The 23,136-nt window shown below is 68.5% G+C and carries 21 protein-coding genes and 7 pseudogenes; 12 read left to right on the forward strand and 16 right to left on the reverse strand.

Annotated features, from left to right (window positions below; genetic code table 11):
* The first annotated feature begins 26 nt into the window (after positions 1 to 26).
* The 6 genes from FGD71_RS22980 to FGD71_RS23005 all read left to right on the forward strand — a co-directional run bounded on the left by FGD71_RS22980 (position 27) and on the right by FGD71_RS23005 (position 7,006).
* Positions 27 to 836, forward strand: coding sequence for a rhamnogalacturonan acetylesterase (locus tag FGD71_RS22980; protein WP_119102396.1), 810 nt, complete (start codon positions 27 to 29; stop codon positions 834 to 836).
* Between the two features lie 115 nt (positions 837 to 951).
* Positions 952 to 2,268 (forward strand): pectate lyase family protein, encoded by a 1,317-nt coding sequence (locus FGD71_RS22985; protein ID WP_119102397.1) that lies wholly within the window; start codon positions 952 to 954, stop codon positions 2,266 to 2,268.
* A gap of 2 nt (positions 2,269 to 2,270) precedes the next feature.
* A complete protein-coding gene (locus FGD71_RS22990; protein ID WP_119102398.1) occupies positions 2,271 to 3,380 on the forward strand; it encodes a pectinesterase family protein in 1,110 nt (369 codons plus the stop codon).
* 2 nt (positions 3,381 to 3,382) lie between these two features.
* Positions 3,383 to 4,414 carry a pectinesterase family protein gene (locus FGD71_RS22995; RefSeq protein WP_240436719.1) on the forward strand — a complete coding sequence of 344 codons (1,032 nt, stop codon included), beginning with the start codon at positions 3,383 to 3,385 and terminating at the stop codon, positions 4,412 to 4,414.
* Positions 4,401 to 5,576 (forward strand): dienelactone hydrolase family protein, encoded by a 1,176-nt coding sequence (locus tag FGD71_RS23000; protein WP_119102400.1) that lies wholly within the window; start codon positions 4,401 to 4,403, stop codon positions 5,574 to 5,576. Before FGD71_RS22995 ends, FGD71_RS23000 begins: the two co-directional genes overlap by 14 nt.
* A 296-nt stretch (positions 5,577 to 5,872) precedes the next feature.
* Positions 5,873 to 7,006 carry a right-handed parallel beta-helix repeat-containing protein gene (locus FGD71_RS23005; RefSeq protein ID WP_119102401.1) on the forward strand — a complete coding sequence of 378 codons (1,134 nt, stop codon included), beginning with the start codon at positions 5,873 to 5,875 and terminating at the stop codon, positions 7,004 to 7,006.
* A 9-nt stretch (positions 7,007 to 7,015) separates the two neighbouring features.
* Here the strand turns inward: FGD71_RS23005 and FGD71_RS23010 are convergent, their stop codons facing one another.
* A complete protein-coding gene (locus tag FGD71_RS23010; protein ID WP_119102402.1) occupies positions 7,016 to 9,271 on the reverse strand; it encodes a glycoside hydrolase family 43 protein in 2,256 nt (751 codons plus the stop codon).
* A 221-nt stretch (positions 9,272 to 9,492) separates the two neighbouring features.
* Between FGD71_RS23010 and FGD71_RS23015 the strand changes: the two genes are divergently transcribed.
* Positions 9,493 to 10,644 (forward strand): right-handed parallel beta-helix repeat-containing protein, encoded by a 1,152-nt coding sequence (locus tag FGD71_RS23015; RefSeq protein ID WP_119102403.1) that lies wholly within the window; start codon positions 9,493 to 9,495, stop codon positions 10,642 to 10,644.
* A gap of 98 nt (positions 10,645 to 10,742) precedes the next feature.
* On the opposite strand, the pseudogene FGD71_RS23020 reads toward FGD71_RS23015, so the two are convergent.
* The 5 genes and pseudogenes from FGD71_RS23020 to FGD71_RS23040 all read right to left on the reverse strand — a co-directional run.
* Positions 10,743 to 10,922, reverse strand: a pseudogene (locus tag FGD71_RS23020) (prolipoprotein diacylglyceryl transferase); the annotation flags it as partial.
* An 18-nt stretch (positions 10,923 to 10,940) separates the two neighbouring features.
* Entirely contained in the window at positions 10,941 to 11,288 is a 348-nt protein-coding gene (locus tag FGD71_RS23025) for a hypothetical protein (protein WP_140935934.1), read from the reverse strand.
* A gap of 110 nt (positions 11,289 to 11,398) precedes the next feature.
* Positions 11,399 to 11,854: a hypothetical protein gene (locus FGD71_RS23030; protein WP_119102404.1), complete on the reverse strand. Its 456-nt coding sequence runs from the start codon at positions 11,852 to 11,854 to the stop codon at positions 11,399 to 11,401.
* 129 nt (positions 11,855 to 11,983) lie between these two features.
* Complete coding sequence (locus FGD71_RS23035) at positions 11,984 to 12,241, reverse strand: hypothetical protein (RefSeq protein WP_119102405.1); 258 nt, start codon at positions 12,239 to 12,241, stop codon at positions 11,984 to 11,986.
* A gap of 16 nt (positions 12,242 to 12,257) precedes the next feature.
* The gene (locus FGD71_RS23040) at positions 12,258 to 12,464 is read right to left on the reverse strand and encodes a hypothetical protein (RefSeq protein WP_119102406.1); all 207 of its coding nucleotides are present in this window, start codon (positions 12,462 to 12,464) and stop codon (positions 12,258 to 12,260) included.
* Between the two features lie 472 nt (positions 12,465 to 12,936).
* Here FGD71_RS23040 and FGD71_RS23045 point away from each other — a divergent pair.
* A pseudogene (locus tag FGD71_RS23045) lies at positions 12,937 to 13,332 on the forward strand (DegT/DnrJ/EryC1/StrS family aminotransferase); the annotation flags it as partial.
* A 194-nt stretch (positions 13,333 to 13,526) separates the two neighbouring features.
* Here FGD71_RS23045 and FGD71_RS23050 read toward each other — a convergent pair.
* The 6 genes and pseudogenes from FGD71_RS23050 to FGD71_RS23070 form a co-directional block, all read right to left on the reverse strand.
* Positions 13,527 to 14,423, reverse strand: a complete 897-nt coding sequence (locus FGD71_RS23050) for a DUF5134 domain-containing protein (RefSeq protein WP_240436723.1) — start codon at positions 14,421 to 14,423, stop codon at positions 13,527 to 13,529.
* Positions 14,424 to 14,610: 187 nt separating this feature from the next.
* Entirely contained in the window at positions 14,611 to 14,763 is a 153-nt protein-coding gene (locus FGD71_RS47485; RefSeq protein WP_162931207.1) for a hypothetical protein, read from the reverse strand.
* Positions 14,764 to 14,808: 45 nt separating this feature from the next.
* Positions 14,809 to 14,996: pseudogene (locus FGD71_RS49020) on the reverse strand (SulP family inorganic anion transporter); the annotation flags it as partial.
* 84 nt (positions 14,997 to 15,080) lie between these two features.
* Positions 15,081 to 15,356: a hypothetical protein gene (locus FGD71_RS23060; protein WP_119102408.1), complete on the reverse strand. Its 276-nt coding sequence runs from the start codon at positions 15,354 to 15,356 to the stop codon at positions 15,081 to 15,083.
* 116 nt (positions 15,357 to 15,472) lie between these two features.
* A complete protein-coding gene (locus FGD71_RS23065) occupies positions 15,473 to 15,730 on the reverse strand; it encodes a hypothetical protein (protein WP_119102409.1) in 258 nt (85 codons plus the stop codon).
* 96 nt (positions 15,731 to 15,826) lie between these two features.
* Positions 15,827 to 16,558 (reverse strand): hypothetical protein, encoded by a 732-nt coding sequence (locus FGD71_RS23070; RefSeq protein ID WP_140935935.1) that lies wholly within the window; start codon positions 16,556 to 16,558, stop codon positions 15,827 to 15,829.
* Positions 16,559 to 17,463: 905 nt separating this feature from the next.
* Here FGD71_RS23070 and FGD71_RS49025 point away from each other — a divergent pair.
* Positions 17,464 to 17,865 (forward strand): annotated as a pseudogene (locus FGD71_RS49025) (PspA/IM30 family protein); the annotation flags it as partial.
* On the opposite strand, the pseudogene FGD71_RS23085 reads toward FGD71_RS49025, so the two are convergent.
* Positions 17,824 to 18,333, reverse strand: a pseudogene (locus FGD71_RS23085) (lipid II flippase MurJ); the annotation flags it as partial. The pseudogenes FGD71_RS49025 and FGD71_RS23085 sit on opposite strands and share 42 nt — an antisense overlap.
* Between FGD71_RS23085 and FGD71_RS49030 the strand changes: the two are divergent.
* Positions 18,323 to 19,154: pseudogene (locus tag FGD71_RS49030) on the forward strand (lipid II:glycine glycyltransferase FemX); the annotation flags it as partial. The pseudogenes FGD71_RS23085 and FGD71_RS49030 overlap by 11 nt on opposite strands.
* 250 nt (positions 19,155 to 19,404) lie before the next feature.
* Positions 19,405 to 20,175, forward strand: coding sequence for a methyltransferase domain-containing protein (locus FGD71_RS23095; RefSeq protein WP_119102463.1), 771 nt, complete (start codon positions 19,405 to 19,407; stop codon positions 20,173 to 20,175).
* A gap of 41 nt (positions 20,176 to 20,216) precedes the next feature.
* On the opposite strand, the pseudogene FGD71_RS23100 reads toward FGD71_RS23095, so the two are convergent.
* Positions 20,217 to 20,366 (reverse strand): annotated as a pseudogene (locus FGD71_RS23100) (IS110 family transposase); the annotation flags it as partial.
* A gap of 247 nt (positions 20,367 to 20,613) precedes the next feature.
* Here FGD71_RS23100 and FGD71_RS23105 point away from each other — a divergent pair.
* On the forward strand, positions 20,614 to 20,859 hold the full coding sequence (locus FGD71_RS23105) for a hypothetical protein (RefSeq protein WP_119102413.1): 246 nt from the start codon (positions 20,614 to 20,616) through the stop codon (positions 20,857 to 20,859).
* Between the two features lie 263 nt (positions 20,860 to 21,122).
* On the opposite strand, the gene FGD71_RS23110 is transcribed toward FGD71_RS23105, so the two are convergent.
* Together FGD71_RS23110 and FGD71_RS23115 are read right to left on the reverse strand one after the other, a co-directional pair.
* A complete protein-coding gene (locus FGD71_RS23110; protein ID WP_119102414.1) occupies positions 21,123 to 21,992 on the reverse strand; it encodes a F510_1955 family glycosylhydrolase in 870 nt (289 codons plus the stop codon).
* A gap of 32 nt (positions 21,993 to 22,024) precedes the next feature.
* Positions 22,025 to 23,050, reverse strand: a complete 1,026-nt coding sequence (locus FGD71_RS23115; RefSeq protein WP_119102415.1) for a C40 family peptidase — start codon at positions 23,048 to 23,050, stop codon at positions 22,025 to 22,027.
* Positions 23,051 to 23,136 lie beyond the last annotated feature (86 nt).

The raw sequence follows: 23,136 nt of genomic DNA on the forward strand, positions 1-23,136 counted from the left end.
TTTGCTGCCCTGAAAGGCACACCGACGTGTCCCTCACCCGCAGACAGATCACCACCGCGGCCCTCGCCGCCGTCCCCCTCGCCGTCGCCGCGACGGCACCCGCGGCCGCCTCCCCGTCTTCCCCGCAAGGAGGCCGACGCGTGCGCACCCTCTACATCGCCGGTGATTCCACCGCAGCCCAGAAGTACGCCGACGCGGCCCCCGAGACGGGCTGGGGCATGGCGCTCCCGTTCTTCCTGAGCAAGGGCGTGTCCGTCGCCAACCACGCCGTGAACGGCCGGAGTTCGAAGAGTTTCATCGACGAAGGACGCCTCGACGTCATCCTCGAAGCCATCCGGCCCGGCGACCTCCTCCTCATCCAGTTCGGCCACAACGACTCCAAGTCCGCCGACCCCACGCGCTACACCGAGCCCTGGACGACGTACCAGGACCACCTGCGCCAGTACATCGACGGCGCCCGCGCCCGGGGTACCCGCCCGGTGCTCGCCACCTCCGTCGAGCGCAGGAAGTTCGACGCCGACGGGAATGCCGTGGGCACCCACGGCGACTATCCGGCTTCGATGCGCGCCCTCGCCTCCGCCGAGGAGGTGGCGCTCCTCGACACGCAGGCTCTGTCCATCGCCCTCTGGCAGAAGCTGGGCTTCGAGGAGACAAAGAAGTACTTCAACTGGACGGCGACCGAGCAGGACAACACGCACTTCAACCCTCCGGGTGCGATCGCCGTGGCCCGGCTGGTCGCCGTTGAGCTGTTGCACCGGAGGGTGCTCGCGCCGCGGGATGTGCGCCGCCTGGACGACGAGATTCCGGAGTCCTGGATCTCTTGGCCGAATGCGTAGGCGCTTCGCCGTAAGGCCGGTTTGAAGCTGCGGGTCCGGTGTGGCTGGTCGCGCAGTTCCCCGCGCCCCTGAAGGGGCGCAGCACCTCTCTTTCGTTTGAAAGGAACCCGCACTCATGCGTCTTCGTATCTGGCATGCCCATGCCATGACATCGGCCATCGGCTGCACCGCCCTCGTTCTCGCCGTCACCGGCACCACTGCCCAGGCCCATGCCGAGGCCCGCGACCTCGGCCGGCAGACGCTCGCCGCGAACGACGGCTGGGGGTCGGAGGGCAACGGCACCACCGGTGGTTCGGCCGCCGACGCCGAGCACGTCTACACGGTCACCACCTGGGCCGAGTTCAAGGCCGCGCTGAAGGCCGGGGGCGACGCCCCGAAGATCGTCCAGATCAAGGGCGTCATCGACCCGGTAGCGGAGGGCTGTGCGTCCTTCGAGGCAGCGGGGTACGACTTCGACGCGTATCTCGAGAAGTACTCGCCGGAGAACTGGGGCCTGGACAAGGACCTCTCCGGGGAGCCTGCCGACAGCCCCGAGGGGCTGCGCGCGGCCTCCGCCGCCAACCAGGACAAGGCCATCAAGGCGAACGTCCCCGCCAACACCACCATCGTCGGCGTCGGCAAGAACTCCGGGATCCGGGGCGGCAGCCTGCAGATCAAGGGCGTCGACAACGTCATCCTCCGCAACCTCACCATCGAGGCCCCGCTCGACTGCTTCCCCCAGTGGGACCCGACCGACGGCGCCACGGGCGCCTGGAACTCCGAGTACGACGCGGTCGTCGTCTACGGCTCCACCCATGTGTGGGTCGACCACAACACCCTGACCGACGGCCGCTACCCCGACAGCACGCTGCCGAAGTACTTCGGTGAGATCTACCAGCAGCACGACGGCCTGCTCGACATCGTGCGCGGCGCCAACCACGTCACCGCGTCCTGGAACTCCTTCGAGGACCACGACAAGACGCTGATGATCGGCAACAGCGACAGCGCCGGCTCGACCGACGCCGGCAAGCTCAAGGTCACGCTGCACCACAACCGCTTCGACGGCATCGTGGAGCGCGCGCCCCGCGTCCGCTTCGGGCAGGTCGACGCGTACAACAACCACTTCGTGGTCACCAAGGACCAGTCGTACTCCTACACGTTCGGCATCGGCGCCTCCTCGCAGCTGTACGCCGAGAAGAACGCCTTCTCACTGCCGGCCGGAGTCAGCCCCGCCAAGACCCTGAAGAAGTGGAGCGAGGCACCGCTCACCGCCCAGAACAACTACGTCAACGGCAAGCAGGTCGACCTCATCGCCGTCCACAACGCCGAGATTCCGGGGGAGACCCTCCAGTCCGGCGCCGGATGGACGCCGACCCTGCGCACGAAGGTCGACTCGCCGCGGGCCGTGCCGGGGATCGTCACCGGGCAGGCGGGCGCCGGGAAGGTCTGCTGACCATGACCGGACCAGACGTGAGCAGACGGTCGTTCGTCGTCGCGAGCGCCGGGGCCGCGCTCGGCCTCGGGCTCTCGGGCCACGCCCACGCGCAGGGGCGTTCGCCCTTCGGCCGGTACGGCTCGCCGTCGGCGCGGCTGACCGAGCGGACCTTGTACGTCCACCCCGGCGGCCTCGGGGACCACACCACGGTGCAGGCCGCCGTGAACGCCGCGACCACGAATGGGTACACCCTGGTCATCGCCCCGGGCACGTACCGCGAGACGGTCGCCGTCGGCGCCGCCCGAACGGAGATGACGTGGATCGGCGCCTCGGACAACGCGCGCGACGTCGTGATCGTGTACGACAACGCGGCCGGCACCCCCAAGCCGGGCGGCGGCACCTACGGAACCACCGGCTCGGCCACCACCCTCGTCCAGGCCGGCGGGTTCACCGCCCGGCACCTCACCTTCGCCAACGACTGGCTGCGCGCCGACCACCCCGAGATCAGCGGCACCCAGGCCGTGGCGATCAAGGTGCAGGGCGACCGCTCGGCGTTCCACCACTGCCGGTTCCTGGGCCACCAGGACACGCTGTACGCCGACTCCATGGCGCTCGGCACCTTCGCCCGGCAGTACTTCGCGCACTGCTATGTCGAGGGTGACGTGGACTTCGTGTTCGGGCGGGCCACCGCCGTGTACGAGCACTGCCACTTCCACACCCTGAACCGCACGGACCTGTCCGGAGCCCCGTACGGCTTCGTCTTCGCGCCGTCGACCGCGGGCGCCAACCCGCGCGGCTATCTGGTCGCGAGGAGCCGCGTCACGAGCGAGGCCCCGGACGCCCACTACAAGCTGGCCCGCCCCTGGGTGCCCAGCTCCGACACCACCGCCCGCCCGATGCTCACCGTGCGCGAGACCCGCCTCGGCACCGGGATCGACGCGGTGGCGCCCTACACCAACATGTCGTCCTCCTATCCCTGGCAGGACCAGCGGTTCGCCGAGTACCGGAACACCGGACCGGGCGCCGCGATCAGCGTCCCGGAGAACCGGCCCCAACTCACCGACGCGGAAGCCGAGTCCCACACCCGCGCGGTGTACCTCGGCGACTGGGCGCCATGGAAGGAGTGCTGACATTGCGCCGACGCACCCTGCTCACCGGGATCGCCGGCGGCCTCGTGGCCGTCGGCACCACCCCCGCCTTCGCGGACGCCCGCCGCCGCGTCCTGCACGTGCGCCCCGGCGACCTGGTCCAGGACGCGGTGGACGCGGCGGACGGCGGCGGCTGGACGATCGTCGTGCACCCGGGGACGTACCGCGAAGTCGTCAACATCCCTGCCGACAAGCGTGACTTGACGCTGCGCGGTGCCACCCGGGACCCGCGTGACGCCGTCATCGTGTACGACAACGCGAGCGGTACGAAGAAACCCGACGGCACGACCTACGGCACCGCGGGCTCCGCCACCTTCACCTCGGCGGCGCCCGGCCTGACCGTGCGCGGGCTGACCCTTGCCAACGACTGGCTGCGCGCCGACCACCCGGAGATCACGGGGACGCAGGCCGTGGCCGCGTACGTCACCGGGGACCGCTCGCTCTTCGAGGGCGTGCGGCTCCTGGCCCACCAGGACACGCTGTTCGCGGACACCACCGCGCTGGAGGCCTTCGACCGGCAGTACTACCGGGACTGCTACATCGAGGGTGACGTCGACTTCGTCTTCGGGCGGGCCCGGGCGGTGTTCGAGCGGTGCCATTTCCACACCCTCGACCGGGAGGTGAGCTTCAAGCCCGAGGGCATGGTGTTCGCCCCGGCCACGGCGCGCGCCAATCCGTACGGCTTCCTGGCTGTCCGTTCCCGGATCACCTCCGGGGCCGAGGACGCGGCGTACAAGATCGCACGCCCGTGGGTGCCGTCCTACGAGACGACCGCCTGGCCCTCGCTGGTCGTCAGGGACACCTGGATGGGTCCGGGCATCGACGCGGTGACGCCGTACACCAACATGCGCGAGGCGTACCCCTGGCAGACCATGCGCTTCAGGGAGTACGCCAACCACGGCCCCGGCGCGGTGATCTCGGTGCCCGAGAACCGGCCGCAGCTGACGGCGGAGGAGGCCGCCGTGCACACCCGGCGGACCTACCTCGGGGACTGGAGGCCGTATGCCCGCCCGTGACCCGGCGATGGGGCGGCGGGCGTTCGTGGTGGGGTCCGGGGCGGCGGCGCTGTTCACCGCGGCCGGGCCCGCCGGGGCGGCGGCGTCGGAGCCGGTGATCGTGGACGGTCCGCTGCCCGACTTCCATCCACTCCTCAAGGACGAACTCCGCTTCCCGCTCGCCTGGGGCACCTCCCCGATCCGGGACTTCCGGGCCTGGCGGCGGGCCGCCCGCGCGAAGGTCGAGGAACACCTCCTCGTCGAGCGGGACGACACGTCGTACGAGCCCGAGTTCGGCGAACAGCGCACCGAACTCGGCGACTACACGGGGGAGTTGGCGACCTTCTCGGTCACCCGGTACGGGCGGGTGCGCGGCGCCCTTCTCACCCCGCACGGCACCGGTCCCTTCCCGGCCGTGCTCCTGCTCCACGACCACGGCGCGAAGTTCGACATAGGAAAGGAGAAGCTGGTCAGGCCCTGGTACGACGGCGAGACACGACTCGCCTCCGCCCAGGCCTGGGCCGACCGGTACTTCAGCGGGCGGTTCCTCGGCGACGAACTGGCTCGGCGGGGATACGTCGTCCTCGCCGTGGACGCGCTCGGCTGGGGTGACCGGGGGCCGATCACCTACGAGCAGCAGCAGGCCCTCGCGAGCAACTTCTACAATCTGGGCTCGTCGCTCGCCGGGCTCATGGCTCGCGAGGACGTGCGCGCCGCCGGCTTTCTGGCCGGGCTCGACCGGGTGGACCGGCGCCGGGTCGCGGCCGTCGGGTTCTCCATGGGCGCCTTCCGGGCCTGGCAGACCGCCGCGCTCAGCGACCATGTCGCGGCTGCGGCGAGCGTGTGCTGGATGACCGGGCTCAAGGAGGTGATGGTGCCCGGCAACAACATCCTGCGCGGCCAGTCCTCCTACTGCATGCTCCATCCCGGGCTCGCCCGGTACCTCGACTTCCCCGATGTGGCGAGTATCGCCGCGCCCAGGCCGATGCTCTTCTTCCACGGCGCTGAGGACACCCTCTTTCCTGCCGAGGGCGTCCGGGTGGCGTACGACAAGCTCCGCGACGTCTGGCGCTCCCGTCGCGCCGAGGAACGGTTGCACACCAAGGTGTGGCCGGACCTGGGCCATGTGTGCACCGCACCCATGCAGGACGAGCTCTTCACATGGCTCGACACCGTCCTGTGAACCCCTGGGTGGGCGGGGGAGGGGGTTCCTTTCCCCAACCCCACCCCTTCCCGAAACAGGGGGCTGCGCCCCCAGACCCCCCAACCTCGGTCGTGTTTCGGCTGCGGGCCGATTGCGGCTGGTCGCGCAGTTCCCCGGGCCCCTGGGGGCTGGGGGCTGCGCCCCCGGGCCCCCATTCCCGGTCGTGTTCGGCTGCAGGCCCGCCGTGGCTGGTCGCGCAGTTCCCCGCGCCCCTGAAGGGGCCCCCGACCCACCCACCAACCGCCAGCGATCCCACCCCAACCACCGGAGGCACCATGCGTCGCAGTCGTAGTCGTACTCGTACCGTCCTCACCGCTCTCGCCACCCTCGCCGCGGCCGGTGGCCTCGGTACCCTCGCCGGCACCACCCCCGCTCACGCGGCCACCGTCGTCGTCGGCACCTCCGCCGAGTTGACCAGTGCCATCAAGAACGCCACCGCCGGCACCACCATCCAGATCCGCGGCGGTACGTACTACCCGACGGCCACCCTTCAGTCCACCGCCAACGGCACGTCCGCCAGTCGCATCCAGCTCCAGCCGTACGAGTCCGAGACCGTGAAGATCGACGGATCGAACCTCCCCGACGGCGACTGGATCTTCAAGCTGACCGCCGACTACTGGACCGTCTCGCGCATCACCTTCCAGAACTCCCCGGACAGCGCGGTGGTCTGCCAGTCGTGCGCCTCCACGGTCTGGGACAACATCAAGACGATCAACGGCGGCGACTCGGGCTTCACGCTTACCGGCGACAGCACCACGAACAACACCGTCCGCAACATCGACTCGTACGGCCACTACGACCGGGCCAATCACGGCGAGAACGCGGACGGCATAGCCATCAAGTTCGGCTCCGGCTCCGGCAACCTGGTCACCGGCGCCCGCCTCTACAACAACTCGGACGACGGGCTCGACTTCTGGTCGTTCTCGTCCCCGGTCACCATCGAGCACACCTGGGCCATGGGCAACGGCAAGAACCGCTGGTCGGACTCGGCGTTCGCCGGCGACGGCAACGGCTACAAGCTGGGCGGCGACGGCGAGGTCGTGGCGCACGTCGTCAACAACTCGGCGGCCTGGGACAACGCCGGCAACGGCTTCACCGAGAACAGCAACAAGGGGGCGATCGTCATCAACCGGACGACGGCCTACGCCAACGCCAAGTGGGGCTACTACTTCGCCACCGGCGCCGCCAGGCTCGGCAAGAACCTGGCGGTGCGGGGCGGCTCCGGGCTGGTGAACAAGGGCTCGTCGGTGGTCTCGTCCGGCAACAACTGGGACTCGGGCATCTCCACGCCCGCCTTCCGGTCCACGGACGCGACGAGCACGTACAACGCCCGGCAGTCGAACGGCGCGCTGCCCGTGACCACGTTCCTGACCACGGGCAGCACGACCATCGGCGCGACGATGGACTGAGCCGGGGGGCTACCGCCGTACGGGCTTGATCGACTCCAGGGTCGGCACCACCGGCAGAATCGTGCCGTCGGCCGCGAACCGCATGCGGTCGATGGTGGTCTCGCGGTGTGTGCCGTCCCCGCCCGCCTTACCGGGCCCGTTCAGCGCGAACCGGTGGTAGACCATGTACCAGTCGTCCGTGCCGGGGGCGTTCACCACCGAATGGTGGCCGGTGGCAAGGATGCCGTACTCCGGGCGCTTGGACAGGATCGTGCCCTTCTTGGTCCACGGGCCGAGCGGGGACGGTCCGGTGGCGTAGGCGACGTGGTAGTTCTCGCTGCGCGTGTCGTCCTCGGACCACATGTAGTAGTACGTGCCCTGACGCTTGATCACGAAGGCACCCTCACGGAAGTTGTCCGGGGTGATGTCCTTCACCTCGGTCGCGTCGAACGACACCATGTCGTCGTTCAGAGGCACCACGTATCCGTGGCCGTTGCCCCAGTACAGGTACGACTTGCCGTCGTCGTCCGTGAAGACCGACGGGTCGATCATCTGCCCCTTGAACTGGCCTCCCTTGGCGACCAGCGGCTTGCCCAGCGCGTCCTTGAAGGGACCGGCGGGGGAGTCCGCGACGGCCACGCCGATCTGCTGCTCGGCACAGAAGTAGAAGTAGTACTTCCCGTCGCGTTCCGCGATCGCCGGGGCCCAGGCGTTCTTGTCGGCCCAGGACACATCGGGTCCGAGGTCGAGGATCTCGCCGTGGTCCTTCCAGTGCACGAGGTCCTTCGACGAGAAGGCCTTGAACTTCGTGCCGCTCCAGCCGGGGAAGCCGTCCGTCGTCGGGTAGATCCAGTAACGGCCGTCCATGTACTTGACGTCCGGGTCGGCGTAGAGACCGGGCAGGACGGGGCTGCGGGTCGGCACCGCCTCCACCGTCCATCTGCGGGTCGTCCCGTCGGCGGCCGTCACGGTGTACGTCTGCGGCTTGCGGAAGTCACGGCGCGTACCGGAGGGCGGGCTGACCTTGGCTCCCGTGCCGACCGACAGCCGGGGAGCGAGACGGGCCAGGTCGGCGTCCGGCTTCATCGGCAGTACGACCTTCGAGGCGGCCTCGGTGACGACGGCGTACCCCTTCTGGTCCTTGGCCGTCGCGTCCACGACCGAGGTGCCGCTGACCGGATACGCGGCCAGCAGCCGGTCGTACTCCGCCTGCGTCACCGGCATGACGGTGCCGTGCCGCGGGCTCGCGGGCAGCTGGTAGTTCTTCGACATCGTCCACTTGCCCGAGTCGAGGTCGGTTGTCTCGAAGGGGACGTAGCCGCGGCCGCCGTACTCGTCGATGAACAGGTACCACTTGTTCTCGGTGTTCGACTTGAAGACCGTCGGGCCCTCGCCCCGGTCGATCGAGCCGCTGCCGATGCAGTCGGACACGAAGTCGTACGAGGTGTCGGTGAGCGAGGTCGACTTCTCCCCGGTGATGAACTTCGAGCACGGGCTGCTGGAGCTGGGGTCCCGCTCGTCCTTGGTGTAGCGGTAGTAGGTCCCGTCGTGCTTCACGACCGTCGAGTCGATGACGGAGTAGCCCGGGTCGTCCCAGACCTTCGGTTCGCTGAAGGTACGGAAGTCCTTCGTGGTCGCGTACAGCATCTTGTTGTACGTCGAGCCCGTGTGGTCCGGGTCGTCGTCGGCGTACAGCTTCGAGGCCCAGAAGACGACGAACTCGCCGAGCGTGTCGTCCCAGTAGGCCTCGGGCGCCCAGGTGTTGCCCGCGTTGTCGGGGGAGACCTTCACCAGGCGCTGGTCGGTCCAGTTCACCAGGTCCGTGGACTCCCAGACCATGATGGACTTGCTGCCGTGGCGCTGGACCTGGTCCCAACTGCCGCTGGAGTTCTGGTACATCCTCAGGTCGGTCGCGATCATGTAGAACTTGTCGCCCTTGGGGGAGCGGATCACGAACGGGTCGCGCAGGCCCTTCTCACCGATGGTGGAGGTGAGGACCGGCTTACCGGCGTTCAACTCCCGCCAGTGCAGCGGGTCGTTGCCGCGGCTGAGGGCGTAGCGGATCTGCTCGCCGTCGGCGGTGCCCTCGCCGGTGAAGTAGGCGAAGAGGTAGCCGGCGTACTTCGACTTGGCCTTCTGCGTGGCCGCCTGGTCGGCCTGGTCGGCCTGGTTCACGGGTGGGGCTCCGGTTTGTGCGGGACTCGAGGGGGCTGCCAGCAGGCTCAGGAAGAGGGCCAACAGCGCGGACAGAGACATCAGGAGGGTGCGGGCGGTGCGGGGTCGCATGACACATCCTGTGGGGGTCTGATGGATTCTGTTGGGTGGATGACCTTGGGAGTGTCACCAGCGGGATTGGGCACGTCAATCAGTGCGACGGGGACCGGGACGAGCGAAAGTTTCGATTCGTTTCGCGTGCGGGCGGCAACCCTTCCGGCCATGGCGGCGACCAGGGACAAGAGACGGGCCCGGCCCGCCTCTTGTCCCCCTCCCTAGGAAAGGAACGCCCCGTGCGTCAGAGTCTTGGACGCCACCGCAGGACCCGAACCCTCTCCATCGCGGCCGGGGTGGCCGTCGCCGCCGGGGCGGGTGGCGTGTACCTCGGACTTCTGCCCGACGGAGCCAGCGCCGCCACCACGGTCACCGTGTCCACCACCGCGCAGCTGGAGTCCGCGGTCAAGAACGCCGCGGCCGGCACCACCATCCAGGTGCGCGGTGGCACGTACTACCCCGCGAAGACACTCAAGTCGGAGGCCAACGGCACCGGTTCGGCCCGGATCACGCTGCAGGCCGCCGCCGGTGCGAAGGTGAGGATCGACGGCTCGAAGCTGCCCGAAGGCTCCTGGCTGGCCGGGATCCACGGTGACTACTGGACCGTCCAGAACATCACCTGGCAGAACTCGCCGGCCCAGGGCTTCGTCGCCACCTCCTCCGTGGGCGGCCTCTTCAAGAACCTCGTCACCGCGAACAACGGCGACTCCGGCTTCTCTCTGCGCGGCGACGGCACCACGAACAACCTCGTGCAGAACCTGGACAGTTACGGCAACTACGACCCCGCGGGCCACGGTCAGAACGCCGACGGGATCGCCGTCAAGTTCGGCTCCGGCTCCGGCAACAAGATCACCGGTGCCCGTCTCTACAACAACTCGGATGACGGCCTCGACTTCTGGCAGTTCTCCAGCCCGGTCACCGTCGAGCACTCCTGGGCGTACGGAAACGGCAAGAACCGCTGGAACGACCCGGCCTTCGAGGGCAACGGCAACGGCTTCAAGCTCGGCGGCGGAGGCGCCTCGGTCGCCCATGTCGTCAACAACAACGCGGCCTGGGACAACAACCAGCACGGCTTCACCGAGAACTCCAACACCGGTGCCATGAGCCTGAACCGCAACACCGCGTACGCCAACACCGGTTCCGGCTTCTACTTCGCCACCGGCAAGGCCCGCCTCGCGAAGAATCTCGCGGTGGGCAACAAGGACAGCCGGTCCAAGCTCGGCAGGTCCACCGTCTCCGTGGGCAACAACTGGGACCAGGGCATCGCCACCCCCGCCTTCAAGTCCACGAACGCGTCCACCGCGCAGGGCGCACGCCGCTCGAACGGCTCGCTGCCCGCCACGACCTTCCTGACGACCGGCTCCACCACCATCGGTTCGACGATGAACTGACCCGCACAGGGGAGAGCGAAGGCATACGAGAACGCCTCGCCGGCTGAGCTCCAGTCCGGCGGGGGCGTTCCTCTTGCTGGCCCGCATGGGGGGATTCAGGCCAGCAGATCAATCTCCGCGATCGTCTCCTTCTTGCCGCCGCGGGCCACCCAGCGGCGCGAGCCGAGCCATACGGCGACGAAAACGCCCAGGATGATGCAGAAGGCGTACGCCCTCAGTGGGACCGGGCCCAGGTACGGGACTCCGGTCGAAGGGCTGGGCAGTGCGGCGAGTTCCATACCTGCACTCTAGGAGGTTCAGCTAAGTAGCTTAGTAAATGGTTGGTCGTGCTCGGGTGTGGAAGCAGGCGCCTGAGCTGCGGCTGCGGTGCGCCGCGAGCGACGCAGCGAGAGTGCCAGGCCGACGAGAACGGGTGCCGCCAGCAGCACCTCGGGCCATACGCCGAGCCACTGGGAGAGGGTGAGTCCCGAAGAGAGTGGTACCCGCTCCACCAGATGGCCGGCACGCCAGGTCCCCAGCCGGTCCATGACCTGTCCGTCCGGGGCGACGATGCCGAAGATCCCGCCCGCGGCGAAGGCGGACCGGACGCGCCGTCCGCGCACCGCCAGGATCAGCAGAGCCGGGCCGAGCGGGCCAGGAACCACCGTCCGACCGGCGGGAACGAGGCATAGAGAAGCAGTCCACCGGCGGATAGCCGCCGCCCAGGACCGGAGCGTGGCCGCTCTGGGACGGGCCACGCGCGGTGTACCGGTCATCACGAAGGGACTACGCAGACGTTCGCGGTGCGCAGTCGCCGGACCAGCGCATGGACGAGCAGGGCTACCGACGCCACAGCGAGCACCGGCTGCACCGGCGCGAAGAATGTCAGGGCGCCACTGACTCCGATGGCCAGCACCACGAGTTTGTTGCAGATCGGGCAGCCGACAGCGAAGGCGGACAGCAGTCCGGCGCCGAGGGCACGAACAGTGCGGGGACGCTCGGGCGGCGCGGTCTCGGAGGCTTCGGCCGGACCGATGCGCACGTATGTGGCCACCAGGAGCCCTTCCAGCAAGGAACTGACCAGCCATACGGGGTAGTTCCACCACAGCACCGGAGTCATCCGCGTGTAGAAGGGAGTCGGCACCACACCCGTCGGGACGCCGATGACGAGTGCGGCGATCACCGTGACCGCTGCTGCTACGACCCATCTGCGGGCGGGCCAGGTGCGCATGGGTCTGCTCCTCGCAATCGGGTCGCCGACCGAACGGCGAGGCAAACGGGGGATGCCTGATAAGGGCCTCCGGTCGGCGGCTGACGGCCATGCTAAGTCACTAATTGGTTTAGTAACAACGGGGGCTGATCAGTGGTGAGTCCGAGGTTCGACGACGCGGTGGCCGTGGGTAAGGCCGGTCATGCGTCGCTGGTAGGAGCGTGTGTCGATCCGTCCGTGCAGCAGCAGGCCGGCACACCACCGCTCCTCATCCTCGAGCGCCGCGCGCCTGCCCTTGATGCGGGCCAGGGGAGGGCACCGGCTCTGGTGTGTGCTGACCAGCCGGGCTATGTCGTAGTAGATGGCGGCGAGAAGCAGGCCGCCGATCAGTATCGCTATCGCGCCCATGGGGCCAAGGCCCAGTTCACAAGGTTTCGCGTGTGTCCTTCTGTGCGGCGCGCAGCTCGGCGACTTCCTTGCGCAGCTCGTGCAGCTCGGAGTGCACCACGGGTGAGTCGATCGAGTTGCCTCGCCGGGATGCGTGCAGCCCTCCGCGCGTCATGAACCACATCATCAGGCCCATGCCGATCGGGCAGGCCAGGAGGAGTAGTGGATACAGAAACTGAGGCATGGGGGCCTCCCGGTGGACTGCGGGACACTCGTCGAACTCCCTCTATCTACTAAGCAGTTTAGATCAATGGGAACGTTGATGCCAGTCCGGGCGTACTCGATCGCAAAATGTGATCGACCTGTTCCCGTGGGTGGCTCTGGAGGGGTGGGCCTCGTTGGCTACGGCGCGGCCCATGGGGTCGACGGCTGGATGCTCGCGTGCGGGTCGGAGGCGATGCGCTTGCCTATATCTACTAATATGTTTAGTGTTTAGTTCGGTAGTCGACGCTCGATCTCCAGCGGCCGCCTTCTATCCGCCCGCTGTGTACCCGCCCTCAAAGGGCGGCACCGGTCACCGGTTGGGAGCTAGTCATCCCGCATGACTCTCCTTGCCTGAAGTCTCGGGGTGACTGCATCGAGTGGAAAGGGGAGCCGTGCGGTCAGGAGAGTCTCCACGTCCATCGCCGTCGGCCGGCGTCGCCCTCGAAGGTTTGATGCGTGAGCGGCTCGGCCGTGAGTGTGTGTATGTCCCGTCGTGCAGGCTGGCCGTGTACCTGTCACTACGCCGCTGGTGCGCTCCTGGCGGAACCGTGCTGATGTCGCCGGTCAACGACGACGTGATGGTGTTCGTCGTACTGGCAGCCGGGCTGCGTCCCGTTATGGCGCCGATGCCCCCTCGGGATGGGAACATCGACATCCGCGCGGTGCCGGAATCGACCTGGCGCAGCGTGGGCGCGGTGCTGACGACCAACGTCTACGGCATGCCGGACGACGTGGACGAACTGCGCACTCGGTGCGACCGCATGGGCATCCCCCTCCTTGAGGACGCGGTACACGCGATCGGTACGACGGTGGGAGACCGCCCGATCGGCACCTTCGGAACAGCTGCGTGGGGATCACCCAGTCCGATCCCGCCTGCGCGCGTTGATCGTTGTGTCCATTTTGTTCGCCCTTGGTGCCGGACGCGACGCGGCTTCGTGTATTCGGGTCCGTAGTGAGCCCAGTCCGTGGCGATGCCGTGTCGGGCGCACCGCGCTCCCGCTACCAGGAACACCGCCCTCGTGCGGTCAGCGACGACCGCCTGTCACGCGACCATCATCAGTAGCATCGCCGACATGGTGCCGCCCATTCCGATATGAGCCGCCAGCGCCGCGTCCGGCGCGGCCCCGACTTTGCGGCGCCGACCGTGGCCCGGCCGCTCCGACGTCCGGGCCCTGTCCCACACCGAGAGCGTCAGTGATGCGAGGAAGACAACCACGGTGTCCGGCATGGCGAGTAGCCAGCGCCCCAGGCTGAATCCGGAGGCGGCGTTCCGGCCATCCCTGCGGGTACCCCGTACCCTCGCCCACACGGATGCGCCGATCGACAGCAGGAAGTACACGGCGAGGGCCGCGATCACGTACCGCCACAGAGAGGTGGAACCAGAGGAGGCACCGGCATCTGCCGCGGCCTGAGTCATGCCCGGCATGTCCATCCCTGGCATGGAGTGCATCCCCTCCATGGAGCCCATTCCCTCCATCGACTCCATGCCGGCCATTTGATGTGAGTGCGTGTCCGTCGTGCTCGCTGTGTTCTCCATGCCCGGCATATGCGCCATGGAGTGCCCGCCGCCCAGGGCGAGCACCGGTCCGGACGACGTACTCGTCATGGCGAGCGTCATGATCACCATGCCGAAGCTGCCGACGATGAGGTGCACCCAGTGACGGCCGTGCTTCCACCCGCACTCGCGCGTGTGCTTGACGGCCATGGCGATGCCCCCGAGCCCGAGGAGGCCGAATGCCACTGACCACCACATGCCGTAGCCCGCGTACCAGCCCACCGTCGCAGGCAGGGACATGGCGGCCATGCACAGGCCCATCAGCAGGTCGCCGCCCGCAGCGAACCGGGTCTCACCGCTCGTGGTCACCATCCGGACCGCGCTGACGGCGGCCACCAGGGCGGCGACCACCGCCACGGCCCAACTGAGCGCCAGCATTCCCATCTTCACCTTCTCGATCGTCCGAGCATGGCGGGTCTGCACTGCCGACGCCGCCTCGTCGTACGGAGTGCCCCGGGGCGCCGCGTGGGCACTAACTTCTAGTGCCCTTAGTACGTGTTGTGAACGGGGGGTGTTCAGGTGGCCGGTGGGTTTTCGTGCGCGCCGGGTCCGTCTGGGGTCCGGAGCTGTCTCAGCCGAAGTCGCTGACCTGGTCGAGCGTCGTAGGACGGGTGGCTTCCCACTGTTGCGCACTCACCAGACGGGTCCGCTCCGCCAGTCGGCGCAGGACAGCCACGGCGCCGTCATCGAGGAGCGCACCGCTGTACCCGACATAGGCGACCACTCCAGGTGTTGGCTCCCAGGCCAGCACACCGTTGCCGCCGAGCTCCGAGCTGTGCCGTGCCGCCCAGTTCTCCAGCGCGGTGGGGCAGGCGTGGTCGAGGCGGTGTACCCCGGACAGGTTGACCTCGACGGGGCGTTCTGGGGCAGTGCCTCCAGGCTGTCGAGGATCTTCGGCAGCCGCAGGAAGGTGGCGTTGCCCGTCAGGTGTGCCTGGATGGGGCCAGCGCTTGCCTCAGAACGCCGTCGTCGGAGCGTGCGAGGGCGCGGGGCGGCTGGAAGTACGGCAGCCGTCCGGCAGGGCACTTGCCCGCAGGCTCCTCAGTAGCGGAAGACCTGAATGACGGCCGGCGAGACGCCTGAGGCGGGTCTCGGTCCGCTGTGCGCGTTTCTGTCCGGCGACGAGGCCGACGATGCCGCGGCCACGTTGATGTCCGTGGCCTGGGCGCCGCGTGAAGGGGCGTTCGAGGTGTGTTCGTCGGCCCGCTGCCGATCGCGGGTCAGGAAGTGCTTGGACGTCTCCTCAGTGGAGTGCGTGTCATCGCACACCAGGGCTTCGCCCCGAGGCGCCGCCGTCTCCTGCTTGCCTGGTGACACTTGCGTTCAGCTCCTGATCGTATGTCGTTCCGTGCGGCGTGGGGCTGCCGTAGCGGACACACGGGGATGCTCCACTAAGTGCGTTAGTGTATTAATCGTAGTCGGCGTCCGGACGGTTACGGTGAGATTTCACCCTCACGGGGATCGGGTTGAGGGGATGGCGCCGTCGGCTCTTCCTGCCTGCGCTGGCGCCTCTCTCTCCACATCACCTCCGCGGTCAGAATCACCACGAGGGCGACGACCAGCGCCATCGTGATGATGCTGATGATGGAGATCCCCGACAGGAACCCGTTTTCCTTGTCTTTCACGTCTGACGCGACATGTATGACGCCGCTGATGCTGCTCGGGGCGTAGGTGTCGCTGTATCCGGTCATATCCCCTCCGGTTCCCCCGCTTTGAGGTGTGCGACGCCTACGTTACCCGAGTGTCTCTAAGGGCCTTAGTAGCTGGCTTGTTTTCGCTCGCGCTTCTCAGTGACCGTGTCCGTCCTCCGTGTGGCCGACCTCGGCGTCCGTTGACGCGCTCGTCTCTGGTGCCGCGGATTCGGTGTCCGGAGCCGGGGACTCCTCTGTGGTGGCGTGCTCATCAGACGTCTCCGTACCGTCGCCGTGGCTGTGTCCACTCTCGCCGCAGGGCTCGTCCAGCCCGTCGGCCACCGCCCGCAGGCCGAAGAAGCTGACGGCTGCGGTGAGGAGGACGGCCAGCCCCATGGGGCCGAAGATGCGGCGCCAGGAGGACTGGGCGTCCTTGAGTACGAAGGCGATGAAGGAGACCGTTATCCCCAGGGGGACGAGCACGGCACCCCGGTCCGGGAAGTCCTCGAAGTGCTGCAGGCCGCCGCTGAGCATGCCGATGCCGAACGAGAGCAGCAGTGAAGCAGCGATGACAAGGATCGCGCGCCGCAGCGCGGGCCGGTCGGTGGCGAGAAGGAACTCGTTGACCACGGTCGCGGCCAAGAAGACCAGCACACCGATGACGGCGATCTTCGTGTACCGGGCCGGATCCAGCGGGTGGTGGACCACGGCGCCGCTGATGAGGCCTGCCCCGACGAAGTACAGCACGTATCCGATGTAGCGGCCCGCGAGTGGAGCCGGCTTGCGGGCGCGGCGGCGGCCGCGTCCGCGGCGGGCGGCGGCTCGGCCGCCCCCGGGGTGCTGCGGGGGTGCGGAGGAAGGAGCGGGGCGGTCGGTGACGAGAGACAAAACAGGGCCTTTCGGCGGCTCGAAGGTCAGGAAGGAGGTGATGGCCGGCGGAAGCAGGCGCGGTCAAACGCCCGGCCGGAGGGAGGCGGGCATGGGGGCGTCGCGGTCTCACCGGGCAGGGGGTACGACACCCTTCGCGGAGCTGGCACATGCATCAGCGACCGGAGAAGCGACGGGGCGACGCTTACCGCGCCCCACCTGTCTAAATGCGCAGGACGGACGATAGGGGAGGGGGATTGCCGGCCGGGCCGGCGATGACGGCCTGGGCGCCGGAGCATGGCAACGAGCAGCAGCGCTCGGTCACTTCGAATGGTGAGATGCCGGGCGGAGGCACGTCGGGCGCGTCATTCGGCTGGCCTGGTGCGCAGCCGTCCGCGGAGTCCGCGGACTCGCCGTCCTCGCGCTCATGCTGATCGTGGTCGGCCGAAGGCTCCGGTTCGCCCACGCGAAGCGATGCGGTAACGCCCGCTTCGAGATGCCCGGCGGCACTTTCGCCATGCAGCCCATGGGCGAAGAGCAGCCCGAACAGGAGCGATGCGAGCCACAGCAGACGGGTCAGCTGCGGAGCCCGCGTACGGGCTCGCGGCGGGGCTGAGACCGTCCGTTCCGTGGGCACGGCGTGATCATAGCCAGTTCGGACGATGATGTGCCGTCAACTGCCGACCGGACACCGTGGACCGAGTGGCACGTCGGAGCGTCCTCCCCGGCATGGTCCGGCATCAGCCTTGGGCCACCTCATGCCCCTCCCGGGACTGCAGGTGCCCGTGTGGTGGGCGCAGGCTGCGGGTCGGTCTGCGCGCCAGGCGAGCTTGATCAGCAGGTTCTTTGCCTCGTCGGCGACCTGGGTGTCGGCGACCACGTCGTAGCGGGCGGCCACGATCTGGCTGCGTGAGGAGAAATCGCGGCGCCCGCCAAAGGAGACGATCAAGGCCACCTACACCGCGGCCGAGGCCCAGACCCGTATCACCGAGGCTGTCACCGGCATCGGCGAGGAGATGGGCGATGTGGGTCTGGCCATGCAGCGCGCCCAGGACAAGACCGAACAGCTGCAGGCCCGCGCCGGTGCACTGGATGAACTGCTCGCCTCCGGCACGCTGGAGGACGCCACCCTCCCGGCCGGACGCGACGACATCCAGGCCGAACTCGAGCGCGTCACCGCAGGCAGTGACGTGGACAAGGAACTGGCCATGATGAAGGCGCAGCTCCCGGCGGCTTCCACCCCGCCGGCCGTGGAGGGCGGCGGGGCCAGGCCAGGCACCGCCGGAGTACGCGACTTGGTTCACCAGGACCAGCAGCACAGTCCACACGGCGGCGCGCACCGGCCGCCCGAGACCCGAGCCGCGCCAGTCGAACCGCGGCCGCCACCTGACCCCGGCCGCTCGCAGCGACGGCAACAGCGTCAGCGCCTGGACGGTGATGTCCGCCGTGCTGCCCAGGCCGAGCAGGAGCAACTGGCCGTCCGTGACCTCGCCCGCCGTGCTGGCGGTGCTGGCGATCACCGGGTACAGCCCGAACACCGCGATCACGATGACGTTGTTGAGTACCGGGGTCCACATTATCGCCCCGAACCGGTCGCGGGCGATCTGCGGCAGACAGTAGCGGGCGAGCGCGAGGGTCAGGTCGCGCTGGGCGCCCGTGTAGTCGGTGTACGCGGAGACGATCCAGGGCGCGGCGAGGACAGCGAGCGTCGTGATCGTGGTCAGGGCGATCAGGCACAGCGTGAGCAGGCGGTCGGTGTACACGGCCCCGCCGTCCGCGTGCTCCGGAATGCGGCGGTACTTCGCCTACCTGCCGGAAGGGCCGGTGGTGGACTGGGCGGATCCGCGGCTGCCGCAGCTGCTTCAGCCGCTGCTGGAGCACCTGAAGTCGGTCGGCGCCTTCGCGGTGCGGATGGGGCCGCCGCGCCGTACCGCCGCTGGAATGCTGCGACGCTCAAGGAGGCGGTCGGTCCCGGTCGCCGCGTCGGGGACGTGCCGCCGGACCTCGTCGACCCGGTCGGCGCCGCCGTCGCGGACCGGCTGCGGGCGGCCGGATGGCGGCGCTGCGGCGAGGAGGGAGACTCCGGCGACGCGCAGCCCCGCTATTTCTTCGAGGTGCCGCTCGCCGGCCGCAGCCTCGACGACCTGTGGGCGGGGCTGAACCAGGAGTGGCGGCGCAACATAAAGAAGGCGGCGAAGGCCGATGTCGAGCCCTGCATCGGGACAGCCGACTATCTGCCGGAGTTCTATCGGCTGCTGCAACTCACCGAGCGACGCGACGGATTCCGGCTCGGACGCTCGCTGGACTACTTCCAGCGCCAGTACCGCGAGCTCAACGTGTGCGCGGCGAGCACCTCCCCGTCCGCGAGGTGCGGCCGAGCAACGCCCTGCAGTGGCGGATGCTCCGGGACGCGCACGCGCTGGGTGCCAAGGTGTACGACATGCGGAACGTGCCCGACGTACTCGATCCGCAAGAACGGACGTTCGGCCTGATGCGCTGGAAACTCGGCACGGGAGGCCAGGTCGTCGAGACGCTCGGCGAGTGGGAGCTGGCGCTTGAGGACGCCGTCAACAAGACCCTGCACCGTGCCATGCAGAAGTATCTGGCACGGCGCTGAGGGCAGCCCCGGGGCGTGCGGATCGGTCATGGGGAAACAGCCCCGAAGTGCTAAGTAATTTAGTAGGGTGATGTTCCCTCGATGGGTGATTGGGGAGCCCGGGGGTGCGAAAGAGGTGCGCCCGGCGGTCGGGCGGCTGTCCGAGAGGCGCTGCGCCAGCAGCTCGGCACCCGCGCGCGAGGTGCTGGTCCCGTCCGACAGGCAGTACGCCGGTGACACCGAGAGTGGAGACGACCTGGGGGGATGCCTGATGAGGGCAGCAGGCAGGAGAACGTCAGTACTGAAGTCGGGGGTCAAGCGGCTCTTGGGACGTGCTGGATTCGACATCGTGCGCAGTACCAACAACCTGGGTGGCGTCGACGACTTCCTCCCGTTCGAGGCAACGGTGCAGGCTGCACGGGCGGCCGGTCTGTCGGTCGGTGACTACATCGACGAGGTCATGAACGGGACCCCTGGCGCCACCCAGTCCACCATCGATGAACTACGCGTTCTCGGCGTCTTCGCTGCCAACCCGAACACGGCGCTGGAGATCGGTCCCGGGTCCGGACGTTACCTCGAGAAGACGCTGAAGGAGTGTTCACCAGACCGCTACGAGATCTACGAGACGGCAGCGCCCTGGGCCAACTACCTGGTGGACACATTCAACGTGGTCGCCCAACCGACCGCAGGATGCAGTCTCGCCCCGACACCCGACGGCAGCATCGACCTCGTTCAGGCCCATAAGGTCTTCAACACCGTGACCTTCCTCTACGCCTCCCGCTACTTCTTCGAGATGGCACGTGTCACGCGACCCGGGGGTCGGATCGTCTTCGATGTGATGACCGAGACCTGCCTGGACCCGGCCGCGGTACGCGCCTGGGCCACGCAGGGTGGCGCGGGGCACGACTCCTACCCAGCCGCCATGCCGCGCCGGACATGCGTGGACCTCTTCGCGACCCTCGGCTGCAGCCTGGAGGCCGGCTTCCTGGCGCCCATGGGCGTCGCCTCCACGGAGGTGCTTGTCTTCCGAAAAGTGGCTTGACCCTCAGAAGGCTTCCGCTTGAACGCGATGTGTTCGTGCGGGAGGCAGTGGTAGAGCTGGCCGAACATGCGGTTGAACAGGTCGCGCTGGGCGGCTGCGTGCCAGTCGCCGACCTCGCGTCGGCGCCGGTAGTGGGCCCCGGCCCCGGGTGAATGGCGCACGGCGGAGAAGGCCCAGAGATAACCGGCGTGGTTAGTCTTTGGTTGCCACGGGTGCGCCCTTCTCCCGCGCCGTCGCCCGGCCCAAAAGCCAGCGGTGTAACGGAAGGCGAGCGTCAGCCTTCGGATCCGCCCCGGCTGCCGGCCGTCGAAGGCTGTCGACGGTGTGCAGATAGGTCCGGACCACTGCGTAGACGTAAGGACCCGGGATCGTATGGGCAGAGTGCGCCCCAGTCGCAGTCATTTGCCACCTGGCCTGTCCTTGCCCCGCCGCGAGTCGATGGCCGGCCACGTCGCCGATGTCGCAGCCGAGACGAACCTCTCCAGTAGCGATCTCGCCGGGATGAGGATCCAGTTGCTGGCCGACGCCGCCGCTGCCCTGCTGGTACTGCTCGTGGCGGTCACGCTGTCGGTGTACAAGCCGAGGGGCCTGACCCGTTACGGATGGCGCAAGCAGCACGAGCCGCGAGTCCAGAAGCGGCCCGCAGCCCGAGGCGATCAAGCAGCAGGTCTGACCGTCTCCTGATACCAGGACAAGAGAAACGCGCCTGGCCGCCAATCGCCGAGGCCTGTCTTCCAGAGGCCGTCGACAGGGCGAACCTCGCCTGGAGCGGTACGAGGAAATGGTGGGCGGGGCTCAGGCAGGTGCCGCTTCGATCAGCGAGAACGCGGAGGGGAGGGCAGCGGAGTGGTGGCGAGGGAGAAACCGGTGCGCTCACACAGGTCCTCGAAGTCCACGTGGAAGGCGTGCCTGTCGGTCTTCGAAGCTGCGGTCAAGAAGCACTGGGGTCAAGATGCAAGCGGCGCCAGCTCGGAGAAGGTCTTGCCGCCGTCACGCGATTCATACACGCCCTTCATCGTCGCCGCGAGGACATGGTCGGCGTTCACAGCGGTCAGCGCCTGGGGCTGCCCGCCAGGCACGGCCGCGAGCTCCTTCCACGTCTTGCCGCCGTCCGCGCTGCTGCTCAGCTTCCCGGACGTGCCGATGCCGAAGAGGGACTTCTCTGAGGGCCAGGACACAAACGCCTGCACCGGCTCGGCACCCTTGCCGAAGGTCCGGCCGCCATCAGTGCTGGTGACGACGCCCTCCGCCGTGGTGGCCAGCAGTTTGTCCCCGGAGGGGTTCACCGCAAGGTCGAGGGCCTCCAGCGTCGCCCGGTCGTCCCAGCTCTTGAGGTCGCTGCTGACGCGGATCCGGCCGCCCTCGTATCCGTAGACCGTCCCCTTGACCGAGACCAGCGAATGGAAGTCGGCGTCCCCCTCCAGTGACCGGGAAGTCCACGTACGGCCTGCGTCCTTGCTCTCGATCAGGCCGAGGTTCCCCGGCCGGCCGCTGCCCTCGGCACCGTGGCCGCTGGCGATGAAAGTGTTCTCGCCGGTCACCGTGAAGCCCATGAAGTCGTCCTTGCGGTCGCCGACGAGCTTCGGCTTCCCGCCCTTGGCCACGGTGTAAAGGCCGTCGTGGGTGGCGACGTACACGCGACCGTCAGCAGGGTCCACACCCAGGCCGTGTACGTGGGACAGCATCCTCGGCGACTCCGACGTCTCCGCTGCCGAGCCCGCCTCGGTGGCGCCGCCTCCGCAGGCGGCGAGGACCAAGGCGGCGATCGAGGCGCCCGCGATGGCGAGCAGGGGGCGGACGGCCGGGCGTGCGGTCACGGAAGTTCCTTGGGCGGTACGGGTGTTGGCGCTCAAGGCCTGCTGGCGGCGAAGAACGGCATGGAGTCCAGCGGGACGATCTCGATGTTCTTGCCGGTGCGCGGCGCGTGGATGGCCTTGCCGTTGCCGACGTACATGCCGTTGTGCTGATTGTCGTTGTACCAGTAGATGATGTCGCCGGGCTGCAGGTCCGACTTGGCCACCTTGCGGCCGGCGTCGTACTGCTGCTTGACGGTGCGCGGAAGCGAGACGCCCGCCGCGCGCCAGGAGGCGCCGGTCAGACCCGAGCAGTCGTAGGAGTTGGGTCCGGTGGCGCCCCACTCGTAGGGCTTGCCGAGCTGCGCGTACGCGAAGTCGAGTGCGGCCTTGGCGCGGCCGCTGGCCGGGCCGTTGTACGTCGCCGGGGAGTCGCTGACGCCCGCGGCGGTGTCCTCGCGTTCCTGGGCGGCCTCCATCCTGGCGCGCTGCGCGGCCGTCAAACTGTTGAGGAGCTTGCGGGCCTTCGCGAGCTTGTCCTGGACCTCATTCTTCGTCTGGGCCGCCTTGGTGCGCGTCTCCTCCAGGACCTGCAGACGCTTCTGGGCGGCCCTGCGCTCCTGCGTGAGCTCGCGCTGCTTGGCCTGCATCGCCCGCAGAGCCTCGGCCTGCCGGCTGCTCGTACGGTCGAGCATCTCGGCCTGGTCGAGGTAGTCGTCCGGGTCGCCGGACAGGAAGAGCTGCACGCTCGGGTCGACGCCGCCGCTGCGGTACTGCGCGGCCGCCAACGGGCCTATCGCATCCCGCAGTTCGTTGATCTCCTGCTGCTTACGGGCCAGGCGGTCCTGCGCGCTGTCGGCCTCGCGCTGCAGTTTCTTCTGCTTCTCCCGGATGGCGTTGTACTCCTCGGTGGGCGCCTCGGCCTCCTCGTAGAGCCGCTCCACTTCCTTGCGCACCTCGTCGATCGTGGGCTTGGGGGCGGCCTGGCTCTGCGTCGGCAGGAGGCTGACGGCACCGGCGGCCATGCCGAGCGTGGCGATCCGGGCGCGGCTGGGCGGCTTCGGCCGACGGTGCGATCCCATCGTGGAGTGACTCCTCTGCGCGTCTGTGGACCGAGCGACGGACTCTGGTCGTCGGGCGACACCAGTCAGCTTCGGCGCTGTCCCCA

Source organism: Streptomyces sporangiiformans (assembly GCF_005768555.2).
Taxonomy (GTDB): Bacteria; Actinomycetota; Actinomycetes; order Streptomycetales; family Streptomycetaceae; genus Streptomyces; species Streptomyces sporangiiformans.